This is a genomic window from Hephaestia sp. MAHUQ-44, assembly GCF_023806085.1.
In the GTDB taxonomy this organism is placed as follows: Bacteria; Pseudomonadota; Alphaproteobacteria; order Sphingomonadales; family Sphingomonadaceae; genus Sphingomonas.
In genome coordinates this window covers 204,084-228,587 of sequence record NZ_JAMSLX010000004.1, presented here as the reverse complement: position 1 = coordinate 228,587, position 24,504 = coordinate 204,084, and the positions used below count along the sequence as shown (strand labels likewise).

General features: G+C 66.9%; 20 protein-coding genes and 1 pseudogene. 10 read left to right on the top strand and 11 right to left on the bottom strand.

Features of this window, described 5'->3' with window-relative positions; translation table 11 throughout:
• Positions 1–100 precede the first annotated feature (100 nt).
• Entirely contained in the window at positions 101–778 is a 678-nt protein-coding gene (locus NFE57_RS06410) for a dienelactone hydrolase family protein (RefSeq protein ID WP_252134744.1), read from the top strand.
• A gap of 65 nt (positions 779–843) precedes the next feature.
• The gene (locus tag NFE57_RS06405) at positions 844–1,869 is read left to right on the top strand and encodes a tetratricopeptide repeat protein (protein ID WP_252134743.1); all 1,026 of its coding nucleotides are present in this window, start codon (positions 844–846) and stop codon (positions 1,867–1,869) included.
• Here NFE57_RS06405 and NFE57_RS06400 read toward each other — a convergent pair.
• The 3 genes from NFE57_RS06400 to NFE57_RS06390 are packed head-to-tail and all read right to left on the bottom strand — an operon-like array spanning position 1,839 to position 7,024.
• Positions 1,839–2,861: a cupin-like domain-containing protein gene (locus NFE57_RS06400; protein ID WP_252134742.1), complete on the bottom strand. Its 1,023-nt coding sequence runs from the start codon at positions 2,859–2,861 to the stop codon at positions 1,839–1,841. The two genes, NFE57_RS06405 and NFE57_RS06400, sit on opposite strands and share 31 nt — an antisense overlap.
• Positions 2,858–3,580 carry a GDSL-type esterase/lipase family protein gene (locus tag NFE57_RS06395; protein ID WP_252134741.1) on the bottom strand — a complete coding sequence of 241 codons (723 nt, stop codon included), beginning with the start codon at positions 3,578–3,580 and terminating at the stop codon, positions 2,858–2,860. The genes NFE57_RS06400 and NFE57_RS06395 overlap by 4 nt, the downstream gene beginning before the upstream one ends.
• A gap of 51 nt (positions 3,581–3,631) precedes the next feature.
• Positions 3,632–7,024: a glycosyl hydrolase 2 galactose-binding domain-containing protein gene (locus NFE57_RS06390; RefSeq protein ID WP_252134740.1), complete on the bottom strand. Its 3,393-nt coding sequence runs from the start codon at positions 7,022–7,024 to the stop codon at positions 3,632–3,634.
• 142 nt (positions 7,025–7,166) lie between these two features.
• On the opposite strand from NFE57_RS06390, the gene NFE57_RS06385 reads away from it, so the two are divergent.
• Entirely contained in the window at positions 7,167–8,501 is a 1,335-nt protein-coding gene (locus NFE57_RS06385; protein WP_252134739.1) for a sugar porter family MFS transporter, read from the top strand.
• 339 nt (positions 8,502–8,840) lie between these two features.
• Here the strand turns inward: NFE57_RS06385 and NFE57_RS06380 are convergent, their stop codons facing one another.
• Positions 8,841–11,333 carry a glycoside hydrolase family 3 protein gene (locus NFE57_RS06380; protein ID WP_252134738.1) on the bottom strand — a complete coding sequence of 831 codons (2,493 nt, stop codon included), beginning with the start codon at positions 11,331–11,333 and terminating at the stop codon, positions 8,841–8,843.
• A 233-nt stretch (positions 11,334–11,566) separates the two neighbouring features.
• Between NFE57_RS06380 and NFE57_RS06375 the strand changes: the two genes are divergently transcribed.
• Both NFE57_RS06375 and NFE57_RS06370 read left to right on the top strand, forming a co-directional pair.
• On the top strand, positions 11,567–12,793 hold the full coding sequence (locus NFE57_RS06375) for an ROK family transcriptional regulator (RefSeq protein ID WP_252134737.1): 1,227 nt from the start codon (positions 11,567–11,569) through the stop codon (positions 12,791–12,793).
• 39 nt (positions 12,794–12,832) lie between these two features.
• Positions 12,833–14,116, top strand: coding sequence for a sugar MFS transporter (locus NFE57_RS06370; protein ID WP_252134736.1), 1,284 nt, complete (start codon positions 12,833–12,835; stop codon positions 14,114–14,116).
• A gap of 264 nt (positions 14,117–14,380) precedes the next feature.
• Here the strand turns inward: NFE57_RS06370 and NFE57_RS06365 are convergent, their stop codons facing one another.
• On the bottom strand, positions 14,381–14,704 hold the full coding sequence (locus NFE57_RS06365) for a hypothetical protein (RefSeq protein WP_252134735.1): 324 nt from the start codon (positions 14,702–14,704) through the stop codon (positions 14,381–14,383).
• Positions 14,705–14,728: 24 nt separating this feature from the next.
• On the opposite strand from NFE57_RS06365, the gene NFE57_RS06360 reads away from it, so the two are divergent.
• Positions 14,729–15,796, top strand: coding sequence for a serine hydrolase domain-containing protein (locus tag NFE57_RS06360; protein ID WP_252134734.1), 1,068 nt, complete (start codon positions 14,729–14,731; stop codon positions 15,794–15,796).
• The gene (locus NFE57_RS06355; RefSeq protein ID WP_252134733.1) at positions 15,793–16,209 is read left to right on the top strand and encodes a VOC family protein; all 417 of its coding nucleotides are present in this window, start codon (positions 15,793–15,795) and stop codon (positions 16,207–16,209) included. The genes NFE57_RS06360 and NFE57_RS06355 overlap by 4 nt, the downstream gene beginning before the upstream one ends.
• On the opposite strand, the gene NFE57_RS06350 is transcribed toward NFE57_RS06355, so the two are convergent.
• The 3 genes from NFE57_RS06350 to pdxH are packed head-to-tail and all read right to left on the bottom strand — an operon-like array spanning position 16,206 to position 18,519.
• Positions 16,206–17,000 (bottom strand): PhzF family phenazine biosynthesis protein, encoded by a 795-nt coding sequence (locus NFE57_RS06350; RefSeq protein ID WP_252134732.1) that lies wholly within the window; start codon positions 16,998–17,000, stop codon positions 16,206–16,208. The genes NFE57_RS06355 and NFE57_RS06350 overlap by 4 nt on opposite strands.
• Positions 16,997–17,944, bottom strand: a complete 948-nt coding sequence (locus NFE57_RS06345; RefSeq protein WP_252134731.1) for a cation diffusion facilitator family transporter — start codon at positions 17,942–17,944, stop codon at positions 16,997–16,999. The genes NFE57_RS06350 and NFE57_RS06345 overlap by 4 nt, the downstream gene beginning before the upstream one ends.
• Positions 17,941–18,519, bottom strand: coding sequence for a pyridoxamine 5'-phosphate oxidase (gene pdxH, locus NFE57_RS06340; protein ID WP_252134730.1), 579 nt, complete (start codon positions 18,517–18,519; stop codon positions 17,941–17,943). Before pdxH ends, NFE57_RS06345 begins: the two co-directional genes overlap by 4 nt.
• 384 nt (positions 18,520–18,903) lie before the next feature.
• Here pdxH and ligD point away from each other — a divergent pair.
• A pseudogene (gene ligD, locus NFE57_RS06335) lies at positions 18,904–19,854 on the top strand (non-homologous end-joining DNA ligase); the annotation flags it as partial.
• A gap of 99 nt (positions 19,855–19,953) precedes the next feature.
• Here ligD and NFE57_RS06330 read toward each other — a convergent pair.
• The 3 genes from NFE57_RS06330 to NFE57_RS06320 all read right to left on the bottom strand — a co-directional run bounded on the left by NFE57_RS06330 (position 19,954) and on the right by NFE57_RS06320 (position 22,139).
• Positions 19,954–20,139: a DUF1289 domain-containing protein gene (locus tag NFE57_RS06330; protein WP_252134729.1), complete on the bottom strand. Its 186-nt coding sequence runs from the start codon at positions 20,137–20,139 to the stop codon at positions 19,954–19,956.
• An 8-nt stretch (positions 20,140–20,147) separates the two neighbouring features.
• Positions 20,148–21,584: a DEAD/DEAH box helicase gene (locus NFE57_RS06325; protein WP_252134728.1), complete on the bottom strand. Its 1,437-nt coding sequence runs from the start codon at positions 21,582–21,584 to the stop codon at positions 20,148–20,150.
• Positions 21,585–21,677: 93 nt separating this feature from the next.
• Positions 21,678–22,139: a hypothetical protein gene (locus tag NFE57_RS06320; protein ID WP_252134727.1), complete on the bottom strand. Its 462-nt coding sequence runs from the start codon at positions 22,137–22,139 to the stop codon at positions 21,678–21,680.
• Positions 22,140–22,218: 79 nt separating this feature from the next.
• Here NFE57_RS06320 and NFE57_RS06315 point away from each other — a divergent pair, with 79 nt between their 5' ends.
• Both NFE57_RS06315 and NFE57_RS06310 read left to right on the top strand, forming a co-directional pair.
• Entirely contained in the window at positions 22,219–23,667 is a 1,449-nt protein-coding gene (locus tag NFE57_RS06315) for an FAD-binding oxidoreductase (RefSeq protein WP_252134726.1), read from the top strand.
• A 51-nt stretch (positions 23,668–23,718) separates the two neighbouring features.
• Positions 23,719–24,504, top strand: a complete 786-nt coding sequence (locus tag NFE57_RS06310) for a SapC family protein (protein ID WP_252134725.1) — start codon at positions 23,719–23,721, stop codon at positions 24,502–24,504.

Sequence of the window (24,504 nt, the reverse complement as noted above, 5' to 3'; positions counted from 1 at the left end):
GGGGGTTTATCGCGGAATGCGGCCCGGGGGTTTTCGGCGGCCCCTTCCACGCCCGTGGAGCGCGCCCTAAACCAGCGACCGGCAATCGGGAGAGCGAGCGATGACGACGGGCACCATGATCCGCATGGCAATGGCCGACGGCGCCGACATCCAGGTCTATCACGTCGCGCCCACGCGCGCGCGGCGCGGCGGGCTGGTGGTCGTGCAGGAGATTTTCGGAATCACCGGGCATATCCGCGCGGTCGCCGACGGTTTCGCCCGCGACGGCTATGAGGTGCTGGCGCCCGCTTTGTTCGATCGCGAGGCGCCGGGGCTGGCGGCGGGTTATGAAGGGCGGAATTTGGCGCGGGCGATCACGCTGGCACGAACGCACCCGATCGATCAATCGGTCGGCGATGTCGGCACCTGCGTTGCCGCACTCGCCGACAAGGGGCCGGTGTTCGTGGTCGGCTATTGCTATGGCGGGTCGATCACGTGGCTGGCGGCGACGCGGCTGGAAGGGGTCGCCGCCGCCTCGGGCTATTATGGCCGCTTGATCCCCGCACATCTCGACGAAACCCCGCGCGCGCCGGTGATCCTCCATTTTGGGCGCCGTGATTCGTCCATTCCGCCGGCCGAGGTGCAAAAGGTGATCGACGCCGACCCGCCACAGACCGCGATTCACCTCTACGATGCCGGACACGGCTTCAATTCGGACCGGCGCAAGGATTATGACGCGCCCTCCGCGGCACTGGCGCGCGCGCGGACGCTCGAACTGTTTCGCGCGCACGGCGGGTGATTCGCCGCAGGGTTGAACGCACCACGCCGATTGATAGGGTCGCGCGTTCCGTCTGGGGGGACCACATGACCGACCGATCGATCCGCCGCGGGCATGTGGCGTGCGCGCTGGTCGCCGCATCGATTGCGGCGCCGATGCTCAACGCCGAAACCGCGAACTTCACCGCCGACCTGCCCGCGCCGCATCGCGAGGCGAGCTTTTTGGGCTCGATCGCGCTGGAGCCGATCGCCGGGCAGGACGGGGATCGCCTTGCCTTTGCGCTCGAACGCGCGCTGGCGGCACCGGCCGCCGATGGCGCGCCCGCCTTTACGGTGCTGGCCGGGCGCCGCGGCCCTGCTCCCGAGGGCCTCGTCTCGGGCCAGGTGACGACCGGCGTCGAGGAGAATCGCGTCGAGGCATCGCGCCGGCGGTGCGTCGAATGGGACACCAAGGACGCCAAGAACGACGAGGGAGAAAAGGGCAAGCGGGGCGATCGGGGAAAGTGCATCAAGCACGCCAATGTGAAGGAACGCTGCCGGCAGCGGGTCATCACCGTCGAGGCCGATATTCGGATCGTGCGCGTCGCCGATAACCGCGTCGTCTATGCGGCGCACCAGCCCAAGCGCGACGAAGTGACATGGTGTCGCGACGACGATAATCCCCGCGCGGCCGAGCCCGTCATCGCCGATCTGATCAACGCGATCGCCGGGGACGTGCGCAGCGACATCACGCCGCACGTGCGCGATTTCCGTATCCGCTTCCGCGAGGGACGCGACCGGATGCCCAAGCCGATCGCGGCGCGGTTCAAACAGGCGGTCAAAATCTCCGAGGTCCGGCCCGACGAGGCGTGCGCCGCCTGGCAGGCGATCGATGCCGAGATGCCCGATCACCCGTCGGTGGTGTTCAACCTTGGCCTGTGTGCCGAGGCGCGCGGGGCATATGAGCGCGCGATGGCGCATTATCGGCGCGTGCAGCAACTCGACCCCAAGGCCCGCGACGCGCGCGACGCGCTGGCCCGCGTGCCGCAACTGATGGCGGGCGCCGCCGAGGCGGAGGAACGTGCCGCCATGCGCTCCTGGTCTCAGCCGCCGCCGAGCGCGCGCAACAGATAGGTGCGGATATATGCCGCGCGCTCGGGCGAGGGCGTATCGAGCACGGTGCGCGCGGCCGGCGGCAGATGATCGGCGGCGTGTCGCGCCTCCGCGCCGAACACATAATGATCGAGCCAGCCGCGCCATGCCGCGCGCTCGGCCTCGGGCAGATCGCGCATCGCCACCAGCGCGTGGATCAGCGCCGGAAACGCCGGAATTTCAGGATTTCCCCACCAATAATTGACGAGCACGTTGAACGGCCCGACCGCCTGGACATCGTGCCACCACAGGCTGGGAATATAGATCGCGTCGCCGGGGCCGAGTTCGGCCGTCATCGCATGGGTGAGCGCCTCGGCGAAGCGCGGATAGCGCGCCAGATCGGGAGCGACGAGGTTGACCATGCTCGACGGCTGGCCCGCCATCGTCACATCGAGCGGGCCGACGTACAGATTGGCGATCTGATCGGGCGGGAACAAGGTGAAGCGCCGCGTACCCGCGACCACGCAGGCAAGGTTGCTCGATACGTCATAATGCGTCGGAACATGGGTGGCATTGCCGATCCAGACCCGCGGCACGGCATCGGATGTCGGCAGATTGATCGGATGGGCCTCGGCCCAGCCCGGCAGATAGTCGGCCGCCGCCGCCGCCCCGGCGTAGAGCGCGGGCGCGGGCTGATCGGTTTCGGCCAGCGCAACCAGCTTGGCGAGCAGCGTGGGCACCGGCACGGCCTCGCGCTGGAAATTGAAGCTGCGCATGTCGTCGCGATAGAAAAAGCGCCCGGCGATCTCGGGCGCGCCGACCATCACCTCGACCGGGCGGTCGCTCGCGAAACCGACGATATAGGTCGCGATCGCGCGCGGCGTATCGCCCACCGTGACCGCGGGCCAGGCCGCCACCTGCCCCCGCAACACGATGGGCCGGTGCGCGGGTACGATCTCGCGTGCGAAAGTGTCGGCATCGACCGCGCCGCGTTCGGGCAGCGGGGCGAGCGTCGAGACGGCGGCGGCGCTCATGTGACCGAATACTGCCCGATCATCGGCACCAGCACGCTTTCCATCACCGCATAGCCTTGCGCAGTGGGGTGGACGCCATCGGACGCGGTACCCGGCTTCATTGCGCCCGCAGGCGTCGCCAGCGCGGGGGTGTAATCGACGAAGGTCGCGCCGGCCCGCTGCGCATAATCGGCGATCCAGACGTTGAGCGCGCGGATCTTGTCGGTGACGGCAAGCCCCGGCCGCCACGGGAAACCGTCCGAAGGTGGCACCGAGGCGAGCAGCACATCGATGCCCGACGCCTGCGCGATCTCGGTCATCATCACCAGATTGTCCTGAGTCTGCGCGGGCGTCATCGGGCCGGTATTGCCGGCGATGTCGTTGGTGCCTGCCATGATATGCACCGCCTTGGGTTTGAGATGGACCACGTCGGCCATCATGCGGAGCACCATCTGCGGCGTCGTCTGGCCGCTGATCCCACGGCAAACGCAATCGGTGGTCGCGAAGAAATCGGGATGCTGCCCCTTCCAGCCTTCGGTGATCGAATCGCCCATCATCACCAGCCCCACCGGCTGCCCAGAGGCGATCAGCGCCGCGTTTTCGGCGGCGTACTTGCCGAGCCAGGGGAAATCCTCGCGCCGCTGCTTGTCGCGCGCGTCCTCGGCAAAGGCGGGCACGGCGGCGAGGACCGGCAAGGCGGCAGCGGCGGCAAAGAGCGAACGGCGTGTGATCTGGGTCATAGCGTGTCCATCAGGTTACGGATGTCGGTATCGAAGCGGTGTCTGGCGGCGTCACCGTGTTGCGGCCTTCTGTTCAATCACGTTCCAGCCGCGCAGGTTGAGCAAGGGTGCGCTGGTGACGCTCGCGGGATAGCGGATCTCCACAATGCGCGTCTCATCGGGGAGCAGCGAGACATAATTGTCGCTGTAATAGGCCGGCAGGATGCGTTGGCCCGCCGCGTCGACCAGCGTCAGCTTGGCCTCAAGCGCGGGAACGTCGCTCCGGTTGGATAGCGTCACGCGGACCAGCATATCCTCACCGTCACGCACCGGCGGCGCGGCTGTCAGCGCGAGCGGGGTCTGCGCGAGACCATCCAGCGCGCGGTAGGCCGCCTGATCGCGCCCGCGCCAATAGAAATTGCGGCTGACGGGCGTGGCGCCGTCGCGCAGGTCGAGCCGGACGAGCGCCATGCCCGTCGTGGCCAGAATCGCGTCGAGCGGCACTGGCGCCAGCGCGGTGGCGCGATTGGCAAGCGCATCCACGGTATCGGTGCGCGTGAACAGCGCTTCATTATCGAGCCCGACGACCGTGGTGGTCGCGGTCAGTCCCTTGCGATCGGCGCGCGTGGTGTTGAGCACCACCAGGTCGTTGCCGGGCAGGTTGAGCTGGATATGGATCGGCTCGGCCGCGCTCTTGGCGCCGTAATAGGCCGCCGACGTATCGTAATCCCAGCTATAGAGCTGCCATGCATTCGACGGCCAGGCGGGATGCGTCATCCACAAGAGACGCCCGCTGTTCTTCGTCCACAGATGCCCCAGAAACCCCTCGTACATCGCCTTGTGCGTTTCGAGGTTCATCATCTGCGCCTTGCGCTCGAAATCGGCGAGGCTGGTGGCGGGCCCGAACATCGTACCGAGCGCCTCCATGAACGATTTGGTGTCGCCATTCCCGCCGAAATGCCAATCGTGATAGGCAAGCGTATCCGAGAGCGGCCAGCGATCGGCCTCGGGTACCCACGCACGAATCGATTCGAGCGTCGAGAGCGAGGGCGTGCCCGTCTCGACCGAAAAACCGGTCGCGAGATCGGTGAAATAGCCCACCGGCGGGCGATAATTATACGGCCCCGAACCTTGCAGATTCACCGTGTTCGAGCTGCCGGTGTACCAGCGCGTGCCATCGAGCTGGAAAACGAGATCGTCGAGCCCCTCATTGAGCGTCGGATAGGGCACGCCCTCGTTGCGGCCGAACCACAGAACGATCGACGGATGGTTGCGATAGCGGCTGATGACGTCGCGCGCATTGGCGAGGAAAAGCTGCGGATCGTCGGGTTCGATCTGCGAATTCTGGGTCGATTGCCAGAAATCGTTGAACACCATCAGCCCGTTTTCGTCGGCGAGATCGAAGAATTGCTGTTCGTCGTTATTGCCCATCCAGTTGCGGATGACGTTCATATGCGCCTCGCGCTGGAGGCGGAAATAGGGCCCGAGCCGATCGCGGCTGACCCGCTTCATCGCATCGTCCATCCCCCAATTACCGCCGCGCGTGGCGATTTTGACGCCGTTGACGCGCAGCGTGAGGTGCGGTTCGGGCAGCGTCTCGGCACAGGGGGTGACGGCGGGCGAGGTTTCTCCCGCAAGGGTCAGCGATTCGGCCCAGCCGCGCGGGCTCTGCTTGATCGCTTCGTGGCGCACGTCGATCAGCTTTTCGCCGACAAGCGCGCCATTGGTCGGCTGGACGGTGACGCGGCGCAGCGCGCCCTTGCTATCGAACAGCGATAGATCGTAACTGATCTCGCGAATGCCGAAGCGGAGCTGTCTGGTATCCGACACCGCGCCGTCCGCGCTGACGCTCAACGCCAGATCGTGGAGCACGGGATCGCCATAACCATTAGGCCACCAGAGCGCCGGATTCCTGACACGGAGTTGCGCGAACTCGGCCGGGGTCAGCCGGACCTCGCTGGTGCCCGGCGCGGCCTGCACCGTCTTTGCGACCGTCACCCCGTCGAAGGCGGCGCGCACCGTTACCGCCGCAGGTTGGGTGCCCGCATTGGTGACGGGGACAGTGATATAGATGTCGGCGCTGTCGGTCTTCGGCAGCGGCAGATCGGTAACGACATGCGGGTCGCCGATCCTGACGCTGCCATGCGCCTGCAAGTCGACTGGCAGCCAGATGCCGGTGTTGCGATCGCGGATGCCAGGCATCCAATCCCATCCCTCGGTCGCGATGAAGGTGGGGCCGTCGATCGCGAGCTGGCCGCCATTATACCCCGGACCGCCCTTGATCGATTGTTCGTGCGGGATGCCGGGATGCGGCGGCGGCGAGACCTTGACCGCGATGACATTCTCGCCCGCGACCGGCGCGATGGCGAACTGGCCACGCATGAACGCGCCTTTGGTGCCGCCGAGATGCTTGCCGTTGAGCCAGATGTCGGAAGCGAAGTTGATGCCGTTGAACACCAAGGTCAGCGCCTTGCCCGCTGCCTCGGCAGGAACGGTGAAGCGCGCGCGATACCAATAATCCTGCCGCGCGAGGCGTTCGGGAATCGCCATATTGTCAAGGCCGTAATAGGGGTTGGGATAGACCCCGCGATCGACCAGCGTCGTCAGTACCGTCCCCGGCACCGTGGCGGCGTACCAGGTGGAATCATTGAAATCGGGGCGTGAAAGCGCCGCACCATCGGCCGTCACATCGGGTGCTGCGGCGAGCGTCCAGCCGTTGATCTGCCAGCGATCATCAGCGATCCGCGCCAATGCGGGCAGATCGGGCAGCGGCTTGGCGACCGGCGCCGCCACCGGCGCCTTGGCGTGCGGGAGCGTCCACGGATCCTGCTGTTCGGTCAGGCCGATCCAGGCGATCTTCTGGAACGCCCAGCCGACCCCGACCTGAAGGATATGCGCGGTCTCGACATCGGGCTTGCTCGCGGCGGCGGCCGCAACCTGATCGCTGCGCATCGCCACCGTATCGAGCGTCGCGCCGAGCAAGGTGCCGCCGAAATGCACCTGCCCGGCGACCACTGGGCCGATCCCGATCTTGGGCGCCACCGCCGCGCCCGCCACCGCGCCGCGCGCGACGCGCTTGCCATCGACATAGAGCGTCGCAGTCTCGCCATCCGAGACCAGGGCGACATGCGCCCACGCGCCCGGCGCGAGCGCGGTGCGCGCCACCAGTGCGTCGAACGCGGGCCGCCCGTCACGCAGTTCGAGGCACCGGCACGCGCCCGCCGGATCGCCGAGCGCGATCAGCGTCACCCGGCCGGGCTGGCGCGCGTCGGGCCTGATCCATGTCGATAGCGAGAAGGGATGACCCGCGCCCGCAACCGCACCATCGCCAAGATCGCGATCGATGCCGATCCCGCCGGGCATGAAGTGGGCATTATACGGACCGCCGTTGTCGGGGATTTGGGCATGACCGGGCGCTGCGATCGCCGCTGCGCCGACGAGCATCATCCATCGGAAGTGCCGCATCCTCTTCTCCCCTGTTACCGGCCCCGATCGTGTCGTGCCCGGTCCTGTGCGCTCATCTTGCGCGAAGGCGGCGCGTGATTGATACAACAAATTAAATAATCAATCGACGCACGCCGACTGGTAGCGCGAACAGGAGGGCAGAATGGAAAAGCCGGGCGCCGACGTCAACCGGGGGAACGTCAACTGGAACGCCGTGATCGCGGCGAGCCTCGCCGGGCTGCTGTTCGGGTTCGATACCGCGGTAATATCCGGCGTGACCGGTGTGCTGCGCACCGAATTCGCCTTGAGCGCAGTCGGGCTTGGCACCGCGGTGTCGGCCGCGCTGGTCGGCACGCTGGTCGGCGCCCTGAGCGCGGGCGCGCCGGGCGACCGGTTCGGCAGCCGCACGGTGCTGGTGTGGATCGCGCTTGGCTATATCGTCTCGGCGATCGGATCGGGCGCGAGCTGGGATCTGGGCTCGTTCGTCGCCTTCCGCTTCCTCGGCGGGCTCGCGATCGGCGGATCGTCGGTGCTGGCGCCGGTCTATATCGCCGAGGTCAGCCCGGCGCGGCGGCGCGGGTTCCTGGTCGGGCTGTTCCAGCTCAATATCGTGATCGGCATCCTTGTCGCTTATGTCAGCAATTTCGCGATCCAGCAGCTCGTCGACGGCGATCTGGTCTGGCGGCTCAAGCTCGGCATCGCCGCGGCGCCCGCCGCCTTGTTCCTCGTCATGCTGCTGCGCATCCCGCATAGCCCGCGCTGGCTGGTGGAAAAAGGCCGTCACGACGACGCGCATCGGGCCATCGCCGCGCTCGACATGGGCGATCCCGCCACGCTGATCGAGCGTTTCCGCACCGCCCATGCCGGGCAGACCGAGGGCCGGCTGCGCTGGGCACGCCACCGCAAGCCGATCCTGCTCGCGATCGGAATCGCGCTGTTCAACCAGCTCTCGGGGATCAACGCGATCCTTTATTATCTCAACGACATCTTCGCGGCCGCGGGCTTCTCGCGGCTTTCGGCCGATTTGCAGGCGGTGGGGATCGGCGTCGCCAATCTGGTCGCGACGCTGATCGGGATGGCGCTGATCGACCGCGTGGGGCGCAAGCCGCTGCTGATGATCGGCGCGGGCGGCACCGGCCTCGCGCTCGCCGGGGTCGCGACGATCTATTCGACCGGCACCGGGCAGACGCTGCTGCTGCCCGCGCTGGTTGGCTTCATCCTGTTCTTCGCGATCAGCCAGGGTGCGGTGATCTGGGTCTATCTTTCCGAGATTTTCCCGACCGCAGTGCGCGCACGCGGCCAATCGCTGGGCAGCGCGACGCATTGGGGGATGAACGCGCTGCTGGCGTTCGGTTTCCCGATCGTCGCCCGGCTGACGCAGGCCGCGCCCTTCTGGTTCTTCGCCGCCGCGATGGCGGTGCAACTGGTGGTCGTCTGGCGCTGGTTCCCCGAGACGCGCGGGGTCGACCTCGAAAAGATGGATCGGGTGGTGCGCTAAGTGGCAAGGGTTAAACCCGAACCGTTCGCCCTGAGCTTGTCGAAGGGCCGTTCTGAGCGCCTGCCTTGGCAGGCAGTCGAAGGGGGGCTGTTCTGCGATAGGCTCGTTAATCGCTTGCGGCACGAAGTACGGTGCTTCGACAAGCTCAGCACGAACGGGTTTTGGGAGCGGTTTGACTTAAAGTCATCAGGCCCAGATGCGAGCGGCACCGGCCCGGCCCCCACCTCAAAAAACGGGCGTGATCCGGCGGGAAGGTGCCGGACCACGCCCTTAGATACCGCGCGCGTCAGTGCAGCGCGGTGCTTGATCGCCCCAGGGAAGGTTGTACGGGACGCCAAGTCATTGGGGGCACGCCGCGATCTGATCGGCGACGGTGCCAAGCTGCACGGTCGCGAGGCTGATCACGGCCTTGCCCGAGGTGGTGAGCGCGAACGGCACATCGAGATGCGCCATATCGACACCCTGTTTCGCGAAACATTTGAGCGGCACGCCGTAGCTGCGCCACGCACCCGGCGCGGCGAGATCGGCGAGCGGCACGCTGGCGCTCGCGGTGCCGCTGCGCGCCGACAGCGTCAGCGTGGCCGCGGGCGCGGTATCGACGCGCATCGTCGCCACCAGCATGAGATCGCCGTTGCTCTCGCGCGCGACATCGACCGGTGCCTGCGTCGACAGCGCGACCGTCGCGGGGGCCTTGCCCGCAAAGGCAAAGCGGCGCGCGCCTTCCTGGACGATATGATCGGTTGCCGTCACCGCGACATCGCCATTGGCGCCGGTCGAGGGCACGGTGGTGATCCGCGTCTGCTGGCCGGCGGAATCGGCAACGATCAGCGACCAGCTCGCCGCCGGCACGCCATTGGCGAAATAGATGCCTTGCTGCGCATCGTCCGCGACGCCGGGATCTTCGGACAGCGGCGGCACCGCCACATTGCTCGTCGTCCTGAGGCCATAGCCGAGGTCGAACAGATGCTTGCCCTTGGCATCGGCGGTGGCGGGCCAGGGGAAACTCAGCGTGCCGCGAAATTCGTACGCGACCTTGCCGGTCCTGTCGGCCAGCAGCACGTCGGCGACGCCCGCGCCTTCCGAGCCCGGCAGCCACGCGACGACAAAGGCATCGGCGGCGTTGATCTCGGGGTTTACGAACAGCGGCCGCCCGGTGAGCATCAGCGCGACCACCGGAATCCCCTGCGCCTTCAATTTCTTCATCGTCGCGAGCGGGGCACGCAGTTCGGGTTTCAACTGGAGCGTCTTCAGGTCGCCCTGAAACTCGGCATAGGGCGTCTCGCCGAACACGACGATCGCGGCATCGGGCTTGGCGCCGGCAAAACTGCCGTCGGGGGACAGGGTCGCGGTGCCGCCGGCCGCGCCGATCGCGCTCTTGAGCCCGCTCCAGAGCGAGGTTGCACCGGGGAAATCCTCGGGCTTGAGCCCGGTGCCCTGCCACGAGAGCGTCCACCCGCCCGACTGGCGCGCGACATCGTCCGCGCCGTCACCCGCGACGAGGATGTTGGCGCCCGGATTGAGCGGCAGCACGCTGCCGTTGTTCTTCAAGAGCACCAGCGATTCGCGCACCGCCTGACGCGCAATGGCACGATGCTCGGGGCTGCCGAGCAGATCATATTTACCCGCCAGCAGCCGTGACGAGGGCTTGCCCGCCTCGAACAGCCCGAGCCGCATCTTGACGCGCAGGATGCGGGTGACCGCATCGTCGAGCCGCGCCATCGGGATGGTGCCATCCTTCACCTGGGCGAGCAGGCTGTGCCACAGAGGCTTCCAGCTATCGGGCGCCATATACATGTCGAGCCCGGCGTCGATCGCCTGCGGGCAGCTCTGGTTGGTGCAGCCAGCGACCTGGCCGTGCGCGTTCCAGTCGCTGACGACGAAGCCGCCGAACCCCATCCGATCCTTGAGCACGCCGGTGACGAGGCTCTTGTTGCCCGCCATCTTGACGCCGTGCCAGCTCGAAAAGCTGGTCATCACCGTCTGCACGCCGGCATCGATCGCGGCAACATAGGGCAAGCCGTGGATGTCGCGCAGTTCGGCCTCGCTGATTGTCGCGTCGCCCTGATCGTGGCCGTCTTCGGTGCCGCCATCGGCGAGGAAATGCTTGGTCGAGGCGATGACGTGCGGCCCCTTGAGGATGTCGGTCGCACCGGGTTCGCCCTGCAACCCGCGAATGAACTGGCCGACATAATCGGAGACCAGCCGGGGATCGCTCGAATAGCCTTCATAGGCGCGGCCCCAACGGCCATCCTGCGGCACCGTGATCGTCGGCGCGAAGGTCCATTCCTGCCCGGTGACGCGGATCTCGGTCGCGGTGGCCTCGGCGATTTTCCGCATCAGCACAGGATCGTGCATCGCGCCGAGCCCGACATTGTGCGGGAACAGCGTCGCACCGATGATGTTCGAATTGCCGTGGACCGCATCGATCCCCCAGATCACCGGGATGCCGATGCCGCCGCTGCTCTTGTCCACCGAGGCCGCGTAGAATTCGTCGGCGAGCTGGAGCCATTTGGGTGCCGGCGCGAGATCGTCGCCATAGGGGCCCGAACTGCCGCCGTTGAGCACCGAGCCGAGATGATATCGTTTGACGTCGGCGGGCGTAACGCTGGCGATGTCGGCCTGGACGACCTGCCCGACTTTTTCCTCGATCGTCATCCGCTGGAGCAGACCGGCAATCCGCTTTTCCAGCGCGGGATCGGCCTTGTACGGCCAATGCGCCTGCGGCCAGAGATCGGGATGTGCGGTTGCCTCGGGCGGGGTTGCGGGGGCCGGGGCCTGCTGCGCGAAAACCGCGCCGGCAGTGCTGATCGCCAACACTGTTGACGCTAACATCAAGAGGCCCTTGCGCCTCTGGATCATTGCCCGCATGACCATCCCCTCTTGTCTCCAACTATATTATTAAATTAAATTGAAAAGCAATTGCTGTTGCTATCGACGCGGGTATCTTGGCACCGCCCGTGCTCGAGGGCAATGCGAACGTTCACAGGGTGAGGTAACGGGATGGCGGAAATGCGCGACTCGATCGGAACCAAAGCGGCGCTGCCGCAGGGCGTGACACGCCTCTTATGAGCGTTCCGCCCTCCCCCGCCCGTGTTCGGCTGTCGGGCACCAATCTCGAGCGCGCCGCCGATCACAATCAGCGCGTCACGCTGCACGCGATCCGCGTCAACGGTTCGCTGACCCGGGTCGATCTCGCTGCGATCACGGGGCTGACCCCGCCGGCGATCGCCAATATCACCAAACGGCTGCTCGGCGACGGGCTGATCGAGGAAGCCGGGCAACGCCGTGGCGGGCGCGGACAGCCACCGACCAAACTCGTCATCAAACGCGACGCCTGCCATGCGATCGGCATCAACATCGATCGCGATCACATCACCTTCGTGCTGGTCGATTTCGCGGGGCAGACGCTCGCGCGTGTCACCGAGGAAGTCGATTTCGCGCTGCCGGGCCACGTCCGCGATCTCTATCACCGCTCGGTCCGCGCGATGCTCGACGATGCCGGGGTCAAGCGCGCGAGCCTCGTCGGGCTGGGGGTCGCGATCCCCGACGATCTCGGGCTGGTCGATCTGCCCGGTCGCCCTCCCGCTTATGCCGAGTGGGACGCGATCGACATGGCAGAATTGTTCGACGAGCCGTTCGACCTGCCGATCTTCGTCGAAAACGACGCCGCCGCCGCGGCGATGGGCGAGATGCAGCTTGGCCTCGGCCAGACGCTGTCGAGCTTCTTCTACATCCTGATCTCGTCGGGTCTGGGCGGCGGCATCGTCGTCGATGGCGCCTATTTCCGGGGCGCCAATGGCCGATCCGGCGAACTGGGCTTCCTGCGCGCACCGACCGAGGACGGCGGCATCCAGCAGGCGCAGAAACTGGTCTCGCTGTCGGGTCTCGCCAAACACCTCGCCGCCGATGGCCTGACGCTTGCCGACGCGCTCGCCACCGATCGCTCGGCGCGTGCGGAAGCGAGCGTCGACACCTGGATCAGCCACGCCGCACAACGGCTGTACGTCCCGCTCGAGGCAATCAATTGTCTGGTCAATCCAGGCATGGTGCTGATCGGTGGTCGCCTGCCCAAGGATCTGGTCGAGCGGCTTGCGACTGCTGCCCAGGCATTGCTCAAGGAACGCGGCGACAATATTCCGGTGATCGCACCGGTCGCGCGCGCCGCCCTGTCCGAAGACGCGCCTGCCGTCGGCGCCGCGATCCTGCCGTTCAGCCATTTCCTGCTGCCCAAGCCGGGCGCCTTGTGGAAGGCCCCCGCCGACACCACCCGCCGTACCGCCAGGCATGCCTGACCGGAGATCGATGACCGACGCCCATTAGGGGAGAGCCGCATGTCCACCCATCACAAGGCCACTGGCGCATTCGCGTCGGTCACCACCCTGTTTTTCGCCTGGGGGTTCATCACCTCGCTGGTTGATCCACTGGTCGCCGCGGTAAAGGGCATTTTCAGTCTGTCGAACGTCGAGGCGCAACTGAGCGCCTTTGCTTTCTTCATCGCTTATGGCGTCATCTCGATCCCCGCCGCGATCCTCGTCTCGCGCTTGCGCGCGGTCCCTTCGATCGTGCTCGCGATCGCGATGATGATCGCGGGCTGCTTTGTCATCCTGGTCGGCACCAATCTCGATACCTATCCCGGCGTGCTGCTTGGCCTGTTCGTGATCGCCAGCGGAATCACCGTCCTCCAGGTCGCGGCCAACCCGCTCGCCGCCGCGCTGGGCGTGCCCGAGCGTAGCCATTTCCGTCTCACGCTGAGCCAGGCATTCAACTCGCTCGGTACCGTGCTCGGGCCGCTGCTGGGCGCCAATTTGCTGCTCAAGGGTGTCGAGGTGAAGCCCGGCGACGTGATTGAGGCGACCGCCCGATCGAACGCGCTGGGCGCGATCGACCTGAGCTTTATCATCATCGCGGTGCTGCTGGCGTTCCTGGCCGGCTTCATCTGGTGGTCGCGCCACCGCATCACCAGCGCTGCGCCGCCCGCGCCCGCCGCGCACGGTTTCCGGCAGACGCTCACCGAAGTCGCCGGCGCACGCTGGGCGCTGATCGGCGGGCTCGCGATCTTCCTCTATGTCGGCGCCGAAGTCGCGATCGGCACCCAGATGGCGCTGTTCCTCAACAGCGAAGCGATCTGGAACATCCCGCTCCAGCATGCGGGCTATTACGTCAGCCTCTACTGGCTCGGCGCAATGATCGGTCGGTTCATCGGCTCGGCCTTGCTCACCAGGATCAAGGCGCATCGGTTGCTCGCGATCAACACCGCGATCGCGGCGGCGCTGTGTCTGTTCGTCGTGCTGACGCGCGGCGTGCCCGCGGGCTATGCCGCGCTGTCGATCGGGCTGTTCAATTCGGTGATGTTCCCGGTGATCTTCACACTGACGCTCGAACGCTCGTCGGCGAGCACCAGCGCGACCTCGGGCTTCCTGTGCATGGCGATCATCGGCGGCGCGATCATCCCGCTGATCGTCGGCAAGATCGCGGACATCAGCGGCTATTCGGCCGGGCTGATCGTCCCGATGATCTGTTATGCCGTGCTGTGCCTGATCGCGATCGGCGCGGGCCGCGCCGCGACCCACGCCGCCGGCGTCGACAGCGACGAGGAGTTTGCCAGCCCGCATTGAGCACAGACGCACGCTCGTGCTCGGGTGCCGGTCGCGGGATATTGCGGACCGACTCTGGATTATCTTTCGTTTGCCGTGACTTCCGAGTCGCCAGATGATTCCATCTGGCTCGAAATCACCCCAGGATCGGCACGCAACAGCGGCGTCGGCGAACTGCCGTTATCGGCCGGATTGTCCAAGGGCGATGATCTGGCTAGCTATCAGATGGACGACGCTTTCGCGGCTATGTTCCACACGCTTGCCCCCAAGCAAGAGTCGGGACGGTCAGCGCTTGAGCGGTTCGGGCTGGCAGCCGAGGACGGAATCGAAGGTCACCTTGCGGCTGGCGACCAAAGGCACCGAGGCCGTGATCGTCTTGGTCTTGGGATCGTCGGCGAGGCGGATCACCTCCATGCCGGGCTCGAAATCCTTGTAGCAGCTTTCGAGCGGGCGGCCCTCGATATAGCGGCACCCGCAGGCAACGCGCGCGCCATAGCCGACGCCGAGTTGCAACTTGGGTGTCATCAGATGCGCATAGAGCGCAACCCCGGCCGCGAGCAGCACGATCAGCGCGAGCGCGCCCCAGCCGATGATCCGTCTTGTCTTCATGCGCGCTGAGACTAGGCTGGCTCGATGCGGATCAAAAGCCTGTTCGCGCTTCCCCTCCTCGCCGCGCTTTCGGCGAGCGGGCACGCGCAGCCGCAAAGCGTGATCGCGCCGCTGTTCGCTGCCGATCCGGGCACCCGCGCGGTACTGCTGATCGAGGACGGCCGCGTGATCGCCAAACGCTATGCGCCGGGCTTTTCGGACGCCAACCGCTTCATTTCCTGGTCGATGGCGAAGACCGTGACGGCGATGCTGGTGGGCGAACTCGTCGCCGACGGCAGCCTCGCGCTCGATGCGCCCGCGCCGGTGCCTGAGTGGCATCGCCCCGGCGATCCGCGCGGCGCGATCACGCTTCGGATGCTGCTTCAGATGCGCTCGGGGCTCCAGCATACCGAGATCGGCGATCCGATCGAGCGATCGGACACCAACCAGGTGCTGTTCGTCGGCGGCACCGACGACATGGCGGCGCAGGCGATCGCCCAGCCGCTCGAAGCGGCGCCGGGGACCAAATTCGAATATTCGTCGCTGACGACGATCATCCTCGCGAAGATCATCGCCGACACGCTGACCGACAGCAAAGATCCCAAGGTGCGTGCCACCGCTTACCGCAACTTCGCCTATCAGCGACTGTTCCGGCCGGCGGGGGTGACGAGCGCGTTCCTCGAATTCGACGGCGCGGGCACGCAGATCGGTGGCTCGCTGATCTACATGACGCTCGACGATTGGGGGCGGATGGGCCGGTTGCTGCTCGACGGCACGGGGGCCGGCGGGGCGCAGGTGATCGCGCCCGACTGGCTGGCGTTCATGAAGGCCCCTTCGCCGCGCGACCCCGAATATGGCGGCCAGACCTGGCTCAACCGCACGGGCGGGAGCGACCCCGACGGGCCGACGCTGTTCCCCGACGCAGCGCCCGACACCGTCGTCTCGATGATCGGGCATCTCGGCCAGTTCGTCATCGCGGGTACCGGCGCCGATCCGCACGATCCGGGCGCAAAACATAGCGTCATCCTCGTCCGGCTCGGCAAGACACAGGACGATGCGCTGGCGCCGACGCGGCGGACGCTGGGCCGGATCGTGGGGAGTCTCATTTCATGATCGAGCGGATCGGCCATATCAACATCCGCACCCCCGCGCTCGACGCGACGCTGACCTTCTACGAGGAGGTGTTCGGCCTCGTGCGCGGCCCGGCGGCGACGATGGCGGACCAGACCCGAAACGCCTGGCTCTACGACCGCGACGGGCGTGCGATCATCCACGTTAACATGCCCGTCGAGGGCGAGGACGTGCCAGCGATCGGCGCGCGCGGGCGGATGGATCATGTCGCCTTCGATTGCCGCGATCCCGATGCGATGGAGATGCGGCTGACCGATCTCGGTATCGCGTACCGCCGCCGCGAGACGCGCGTTGCGGGACTGACCCAGATCGTGCTCAAGGACCCCAATGGGATCAATCTCGAACTCGCCTTCGGGACCGAACGCGCCCTAGCCCCCGAATTTGCGCGCCCCTAAACCGCGAACACCCCCTCGATCACTGTCACACATTGGCCGCCGAGCACCGCGCGGTCGCCGTCGAGGCGGCAGGTCAGGTGGCCCCCGCGCGCGCTCGCCTGAAACGCGGTGAAGCGATCGCGACCGAGGCGGTTGGTCCAATAAGGCGTCAGCACCGCATGCGCCGAGCCGGTGACGGGGTCTTCGTCGATCCCCGCGCCGGGCGCGAACACGCGGCTGACGATGTCGGTCTCGTCGCCGGGGGCGGTGACGATCGTCAGCACGTCGCCGCCCGCGGCAAGACGACGGAAATCGGGGCCGCACGCGCGCACCTGCGCCGCCGTCTCAAGCACCACCACGCCATAACCATGGGGGTGCCAGAGCGTCTCGACCGCGTGGCCCACCCCCAGCGCCGCGACGATCGCGTCGAGCGGTTTGGGATCAGGCGCCCAGGCGGGGAGCGCGAGTTCATAGCCGTCGTCCGCACGCGCCACCGCGAGCCCGCCTGCCTTGCGGGTGCGGAAACGCACCCGATCGCGGCCCGGATCGGCCGACAGTACATAATGCCCGCTCGCGAGCGTCGCATGGCCGCACAGCACGACCTCGACCGTCGGCGTGAACCAGCGCAGCTCGAAATCGGCATCGGCATCGTCGGCCGGCACGAGGAAGGCGGTCTCGCTGAGGTTGTTTTCGGCGGCGATCCGTTGCAGCAGCGCATCGTCGAGCCAGGCGCGGAGCGGCATCACCGCCGCCGGATTGCCGGTGAAGGGAGCGCTCGCGAAGGCATCGATCTGGACGAATGGAATCGTCATATGCGCTTGCCGAACCAATGCGGGGTGACATCCGCCTCGACCAGCGGATTATCGGTATCGACATGACCTTCGGGGTCGAGGTGGATCAGCACCTCGACCTTGGGGAACGCCCGCTTGAGTGACTTTTCGACATCCTCGACGATGTCGTGCGCCGCGGCCACCGTCAGGTCGCGCGCGACCTCCATATGAAATTGCGCGAATTCGTGCGCCCCGGAACGGCGCGTCCGGAAATCGTGGATGCCCTTGATCCCCGGCTGGCGCGCAGCGACCTCGACGAAGCGCGCGCGCTCCTCCTCGGACCATTCCTTGTCCATCAGGTGATCGATCGCGGTCGACGACGCCTTGAACGCCCCCCACAGCAGCCACGCGGCGATCGCAATGCCGAACAGCGGATCGGCCGCGGGAATCCCGACCAGCTGATCGAGCACGAGCGCAAGGATCACCGATCCGTTGAGCAGCACGTCCGACTGATAATGCACATTATCCGCCATGATCGCGACCGAACCGGTCTTGCGGATCACGCGGCGCTGATACCAGAGCAGCACCAGTGTCGCGGTGATCGCGACCAGCGAGACGGCGATCCCGAATCCGGCATCATGCGTTTCGACCGGATGGTTGAGCGCCACGACCGCGCGCCAGGCAATGCCGATCGCCGAGGCGGTGATCAGCCCGACCTGAAACAGCGCCGCCAGCGCCTCTGCCTTGCCATGGCCGAAGCGGTGATCGTGATCGGCGGGCATTGCGGCAAGCCGGACGCCGTAGAGCGTGACGAGGCTGGCGAGCAGATCGAGCCCGGTATCGGCAAGCGAACCGAGCATCGCGACCGAGCCCGTGTGCCAGGCGGCGAACCCCTTCAGCAGCAGCAGGAAGCACGCCATGCTGACGCTGGCCAGCGCGGCGCGCACGGCAAAGGGCAGCAGACGGCGGCGTTCGTTCTCGGTCACGGGTAGAGCAATCCTTCGGTCCAGCCGTCGCCGTCGCGGGTGAACAGCCGCCGTTCGTGGAGGCGGTGCGCGCGATCCTGCCAGAATTCGATCCGCGTCGGCCGCACGCGATAGCCCGACCAATGCGGCGGGCGGGGCACCGCGCCACCCGCAAAGCGCGCCTTCACATCCGCGAACCGCGCCTCGAAGGTGGCGCGCGAATCGAGCGGGCGCGACTGATCCGACGCCCAGGCGCCGAGTTGCGAATCGCGGCCCCGGGTAGCGAAATAGGCATCGGCCTCGGCATCGCTGACGATGCTCACCGGCCCTTCGATGCGGATTTGCCGGCGCAGCGACTTCCAGTGGAAAAGCAGCGCCGCCTGCGGGTTCTGGGCCAGATCGCAGGCCTTGCGGCCCTGCTGGTTGGTGTAGAAGACGAACCCGCGCGCATCATGCCCCTTGAGGAGCACCATCCGCACCGCGGGCTGCCCCGCCGCATCGGCGGTGGCGAGCGCCATCGCATTGGGATCATTGGGTTCGTTTGCTTGCGCCTCGGCCAGCCAGGCATCGAACAGGACGAACGGATCGTCGGCCATCAGCGCTCCTTCCGCCACGCGACGTTGACAAAGTTGACGCGCTGGCACGGTTGCCGCGCCCGGTGCCGAAGCGTCCGTGACGGGGTGATGGAAAGACGGGTATAAAGACCGGCGATGCGCATGGCCCGCGTCCATAAACCAATGCCGCGCTGTAGGACAGCGCGGACATCGTGCCGCCATCCCTGCCCAACCGCACGGCGCGACCGACACTGCGGAACGACTCGGGCCCAGGGGCATTGAATGGGTAGCCCGCGCCCCGATCCCGGTCGCGATCGACAGCGCGATCAAGTCGGACTCGCGGTCGGCTTCCGGCCGATCCCCGAACCGTCGGCCGGACGGATACGAAAAAGGGTCGAGCCGGGCGCGCTCGATGCCGACGATAGCGATGACGCGCTGCGCCGCCCGAGCTTTCGGGGGCTGCGCGGCGACAAGCCTGCGGAGGACGCCGTGCCCGAGACATCCGCCAAAGCACCAGCGCGCACCAAAGTGACGCATCCCGAAAGACTGCTGTTCGACGACAGTAAGATCACCAAGGGCCAGCTTGCCGATTATTATGCGGCGGTGGCGCCGCTGATGCTTTGCTGGGCGGCAAACCGGCCGATCAGCCTGTTGCGTTGCCCGCAAGGGCGCAACGCGGCATGTTTCTTCCAGAAGCACGATACGGGCTCGTTCGGCGCGCCGGTGCATCACGTCGACATCGCCGAGAAAGACGGCGGCGTTGCGCCCTATCTCTACGTCGAGGATGCCGCGGGGCTGATCCAATGCGTCCAGATGGGGACGATCGAATTCCATGGCTGGGCATCGTCGGTGGCGACGCTCGAACAGCCCGACCGGCTGGTGTTCGATCTCGATCCCGACGCGGGGCTCGATTTCGGCGACGTCAGGAAAGCCGCGGTCGATCTCAAACGGCATCTCGCCGACATGGGACTGACCAGCTTCGCGATGCTCTCGGGCGGCAAGGGGGTGCATGTCGTGGTGCCGCTGACCCCCGAGGCCGGATGGGACGCGGTCAAAAGCTTCGCCGAGCGCTTTGCCCGCGCGCGCGCCGAGGCCGAGCCCAAGCACTTCACCGCGACGATTGCCAAGGCCAGGCGCACCGGCAAGATCTTCATCGACTGGCTGCGCAATCAGCGCGGGTCGACCGCGATCCTGCCCTATTCGGCACGCGCGCGCAGCGGGGCGCCGGTGGCGGCGCCGGTTTCATGGAGCGAATTGGAGGATGTCGAGACTCCCGCGATGTTCTCGGTCGACGATCGCGACACGCTGATCGCGCGCGCCAATGCCCGCGCGCTCACCGGCTGGGGCGTGGCGGACCAGGTGCTGCCCGATGTGTGAGGCGGAGAGAGAGAGAGAGAGAGAGAGAGAGAGAGAGAGAGAGAGAGAGAGAGAGAGAGAAGAACGGTGCTTCGACAGGCTCAGGGTGAGCGGGCCGGCCTAACGCGTGGGAAGTGCCGCCATCACCGCGGCGCGCTCGGCGTCGGTCATGCGGGTCCAGCGCGCGATCTCGTCGCCGGTGCGCGCGCAGCCGAGGCAGCGACCGCTGGCCGGATCGAGCACGCAGCGATTGATGCACGGGCTCGCCATCGGCCGGCGCGGCACGATCTCGACCACGCCGCCCATCGCCGCAATCAGGCGATCCGCGCCGACAGGAAGCCGGGGACGGGGCCGTTCCAGCCGCCGTCATCCTCGCCCTGATCGTCGTCGCGGTGCCGCGGGGCACGATCGGGGCGGCGGTCGGACGCGCGATCCCGCCGGTGGTCGTCGCGCGGCGGTGCGCGGTCGGCGGGCGCTTCTTCGCGTTCGGGCGCGCGTTCGGTGCGGGCAGCCTCGCGGGGCGCCTCACGCTCGGGGGCGCGCTCTTTGTCCCGACCTCGACCGCGACCACGACGCGCCGGCTTTTCGGCCTCGACCGGTGCCTCGACCGGTTCGGGCGCCGCGTCGCGCGGCGCGGGCTTGCCGTCGAGCCGCCCGATCGTCTGCCCGGTCAGCTTTTCGATATTGGCGACATTCTCGGCGTCTTCGGGGGTCACGAACGTATAGGCGACCCCGGTCGCGCCCGCCCGGCCGGTACGACCGATGCGGTGGACATAATCGTCGGGATGCCAGGGCGCGTCATAATTGACGACATGGCTGACCCCCTTGATGTCGAGCCCGCGCGCCGCGACGTCGGAGGCGACGAGGATGTTGATCTCCCCGCGCTTGAACAGATCGAGTTCGGCGAGCCGCTGCGGCTGTTCCATGTCGCCGTGAATCTCGCCGGTGCGGAAACCCGAGCGCTTGAGGCTCTTGTTCAACTCGCGCACGGTCGTCTTGCGGTTGCAGAAGATGATCGCGGTGCGGACCTCGTCCTGCCGCAACAGATCGCGCAACCGCCCGCGCTTGTCCGCCGAGGCGACCGGCACCAGCCATTGCGTGATGTTGACATTGGTGCTCGCGGGGCGCGCGACTTCGATCGTCTTGGGATTGTCGAGAAACTTGTCGGCGAGCTTCTTGATCGGCGCCGGCATCGTCGCCGAGAACAGCAAGGTCTGGCGCTGGCGCGGCAGCTTGGCACAGATTTCCTCGATATCGGGGATGAACCCCATGTCGAGCATCCGATCGGCCTCGTCGATCACGAGCAGATTGCACGCGGTCAAGAGGATGTTCCCGCGCCCGAACAGGTCCATCAGCCGCCCCGGCGTTGCGATCAGCACATCGACGCCCTTTTCGAGCGCCTTGATCTGATCGCCCATCGACACACCACCGATCAGGAGCGCCATCGAGAGCTTGTGATATTTGCCGTATTTCTCGAAATTCTCGGCGACCTGCGCGGCAAGTTCGCGCGTCGGCTCGAGGATCAGGCTGCGCGGCATCCGCGCGCGGCTGCGCCCTTCGGCGAGAATATCGATCATCGGCAACACGAAAGACGCGGTTTTGCCGGTGCCCGTCTGCGCGACACCGATGATGTCGCGCATCATCAGAACACTGGGAATCGCGCTGGCCTGAATCGGCGTCGGCGCCTCGTAACCCGCTTCCGCAACCGCGCGAAGCAATTCATCCGAGAGGCCGAGATCGGCAAAGTTCATTGGGTGATCCGGAAATGAGGAGCGTCACGGCTCAAGCGTGTTGCGCGACCCGCGCTCGCGGATTTGACGGTGAATGTCAAGGTTTCCTGCGCGTCAGCGCGCGGGCACAAGGCGCTTGAGGGCGACAATCGGGCACGCATCACCCGAACGCGAGCGTATCGAATCGCGCCGCACACACAATTTCCCGTCGCTCGTTCGCTTCAAATAGACGCCCGAATAGAAATCGAGTGCCGGACAATTATCGCCCAACTTGGCGCGTAGCCGGCTGCCGCCGCGTACCACCAGATCGACGCTGTCGGACTCGGTGATCGTTGCGGCGGCGAGCGTTTCGACCGCGATGCATTTGGGCCCGTTCTTTTCTTCCCAGCGGATCGGCCGGATGTCGGCGGCAGGCATCCGCGCCTCGGCAGGCACCGGCATCCGCGGTACGCGCACCACGATCCGCTGGCGGATCGTCAATTGCTGCCAGATCCCGGCCGGCGGCCCCAGCGGCGCGGCAGCACCGGGCGCAACCAGCGCCAGCATCAGCGCGGCAGGAAGGACGAAGCTCGACATGCGGCCATCGCTTCTAGCCCCGAGGGTTGAACAGTCGATGAATTTGCCCGGCCGGTCGCACGTGCTACGCGATACGGCCATGACCCCGCGCCAAACCGCCCTGCTCGATCATTTGCGCGACCGGATCGGCCCCAAGGCGATCACCACCGACCGCGCCGCGATTGCGCCGTGGGAATCGGATTGGCGCGGCCGCTGGCACGGCCATGCCCCCGCCTTGCTCAGCCCGGCATCGACGCAAGAGGTCGCGACGATCGTCGCCGCCGCGCGCACACGCGGCGTCGCGCTGGTGCCGCAGGGCGGCAACACCTCGATGGTCGGTGGCGCGACCCCGCCCGAGGACGGGTCGGCGCTGATCCTGTCGCTGCGGCGGATGAACCGGCTCCGCGCGATCGACCCGGCCGCGAACCTTGCGATCGCCGAGGCCGGGGTGATTCTCCAGACGCTGCACGAGGCGGTGGCGGCCGAGGGGCGTCGCTTTCCACTGACGCTGGGATCGCGGGGGAGCGCGACGATCGGCGGGCTGGTCTCGACCAATGCCGGCGGCACGCAGGTGCTGCGCTGGGGGACGATGCGCGGGCTGGTCGCGGGAATCGAAGCGGTGCTGCCCGACGGCGCGGTGCATGACGGGCTGGCGGTGCTCAAGAAGGACAATCGCGGCTACGACCTGACCCAATTGCTGGTGGGAGCCGAGGGCACGCTGGGGATCGTCACCGCCGCCGCGCTTCGGCTTGCCCCCGCGATCACCGCGCGCGCGGTCGGCTGGGTCGGGTGCGCAAGCCCGATGGCGGCGCTCGCCTTGCTGCGGCGGATGCAGGCCGCGACCGATCGAGTCGAAAGCTTCGAGATCATCCGCGGCGATTCGCTTCGCCGCGTGCTCGACCATATCCCCGGCACGCGCGCGCCGCTTACCGGCCCGCACGCCTGGCATGTGCTGATCGAGGCCGTGGCGAGTGATTCCGAAGCCGAAGCGCCTGCGAGCTTGCTCGAGCGGCTGCTGGCACCCGCACTGGCCGACGGGTTGATCGGCGATGCCGTGATCGCGGCGAGCGACGCCCAGGCCGAGGCATTCTGGCGGCTGCGCGAGTCGCTCTCCGAAGCCGAGCGCGCCGGCGGCCCGGCACTGCAATTCGACATTTCGGTACCGGTCGAGGCGATGCCGCGCTTCATGCTCGACGCCGCCGCCGCCGCCGAAGCCCGCTTTGCCGGCACCCACGCGACCGCGTTCGGGCATTTGGGCGACGGCAACGTCCATTTCCATGTGCGTGCGCCGGCCGGGGCCGCTGCCGACCGCTGGTATGCCGACGACGCGCCCGCGATTACGCGATTCGTCGACGATCTGGTCGTCGCAGCGGGGGGATCGATTTCGGCCGAACACGGGATCGGGCAGATGAAGCTCGCCGAGTTCGAACGCCTCGGCGCGCCCGCGCGGCTCGGGGCGTTGCGCGCGATCAAGGCGGCTTTCGACCCCGCCGGGTTGCTCAATCCCGGCAAACTCGTCAGGCTTGCGCGCGAGCCCGCCGGGAAATAGAGCCGTCAACCGCAACAACCGGCGCGCCGCGCCTTGCATGGAGAGTTTTCAATGGCCAGCGCGCCGCAGAATCAGCTTCCGCTTTTCTATAACGCCCTCGAACCGCTTTCGAGCCAGGCGCACGCCAAATTCCGTACGCGCACCCGCGACAAGGCGCCGTTCCTCGCCAATCATCACGCCGTGCCGCTGACGATCGACGAATTCGCGCTGGTCCAGCGCTTCATGCCGATCGTTTTCACGCTCGGCGACGATGCGATTCCGATCGCGCTGATGGGGCTCAACGAAGGCGTCAACGTGTTCGTCGACGACGAAGGCACGATCACCGAGAAGAACCTGTACATCCCGGCCTATATCCGTCGCTATCCGTACATGCTCGCGCGGCTGCGCCCCGATGCGCAGGAATTGTCGCTGTGCTTCGACCCGACCTCGGACGCGATCGGCGATTTCGAGGAAGGCGAAGCCTTGTTCGACGGCGACCAGCCGACCGAGTTCACCAAGGGCATCCTCCAGTTCAACGAGGCCTTCGAACAGGCCGGTGCCCGCACCCAGGCGTTCATGAAGGAGCTCAAGGATCTGGGCCTGCTGATGGACGGCGAGATCAGCATCCAGCCCGAGGGCGCCGAGCGGCCGTTCATCTATCGCGGCTTCCAGATGGTCGACGAGAAGAAGCTGCAGGATCTGCGCGGCGATCAACTGCGCCGGGCGAACCAGAACGGGATGCTGCCGCTGCTCTATGCGCACCTCTTCTCGCTGTCGCTGATGCGCGAGATTTTCGGCCGCCAGATGCAGCTCGGCAAGATGCCGCAGCCGCAACCGCAGCTCGATCCGGTCGCCTGA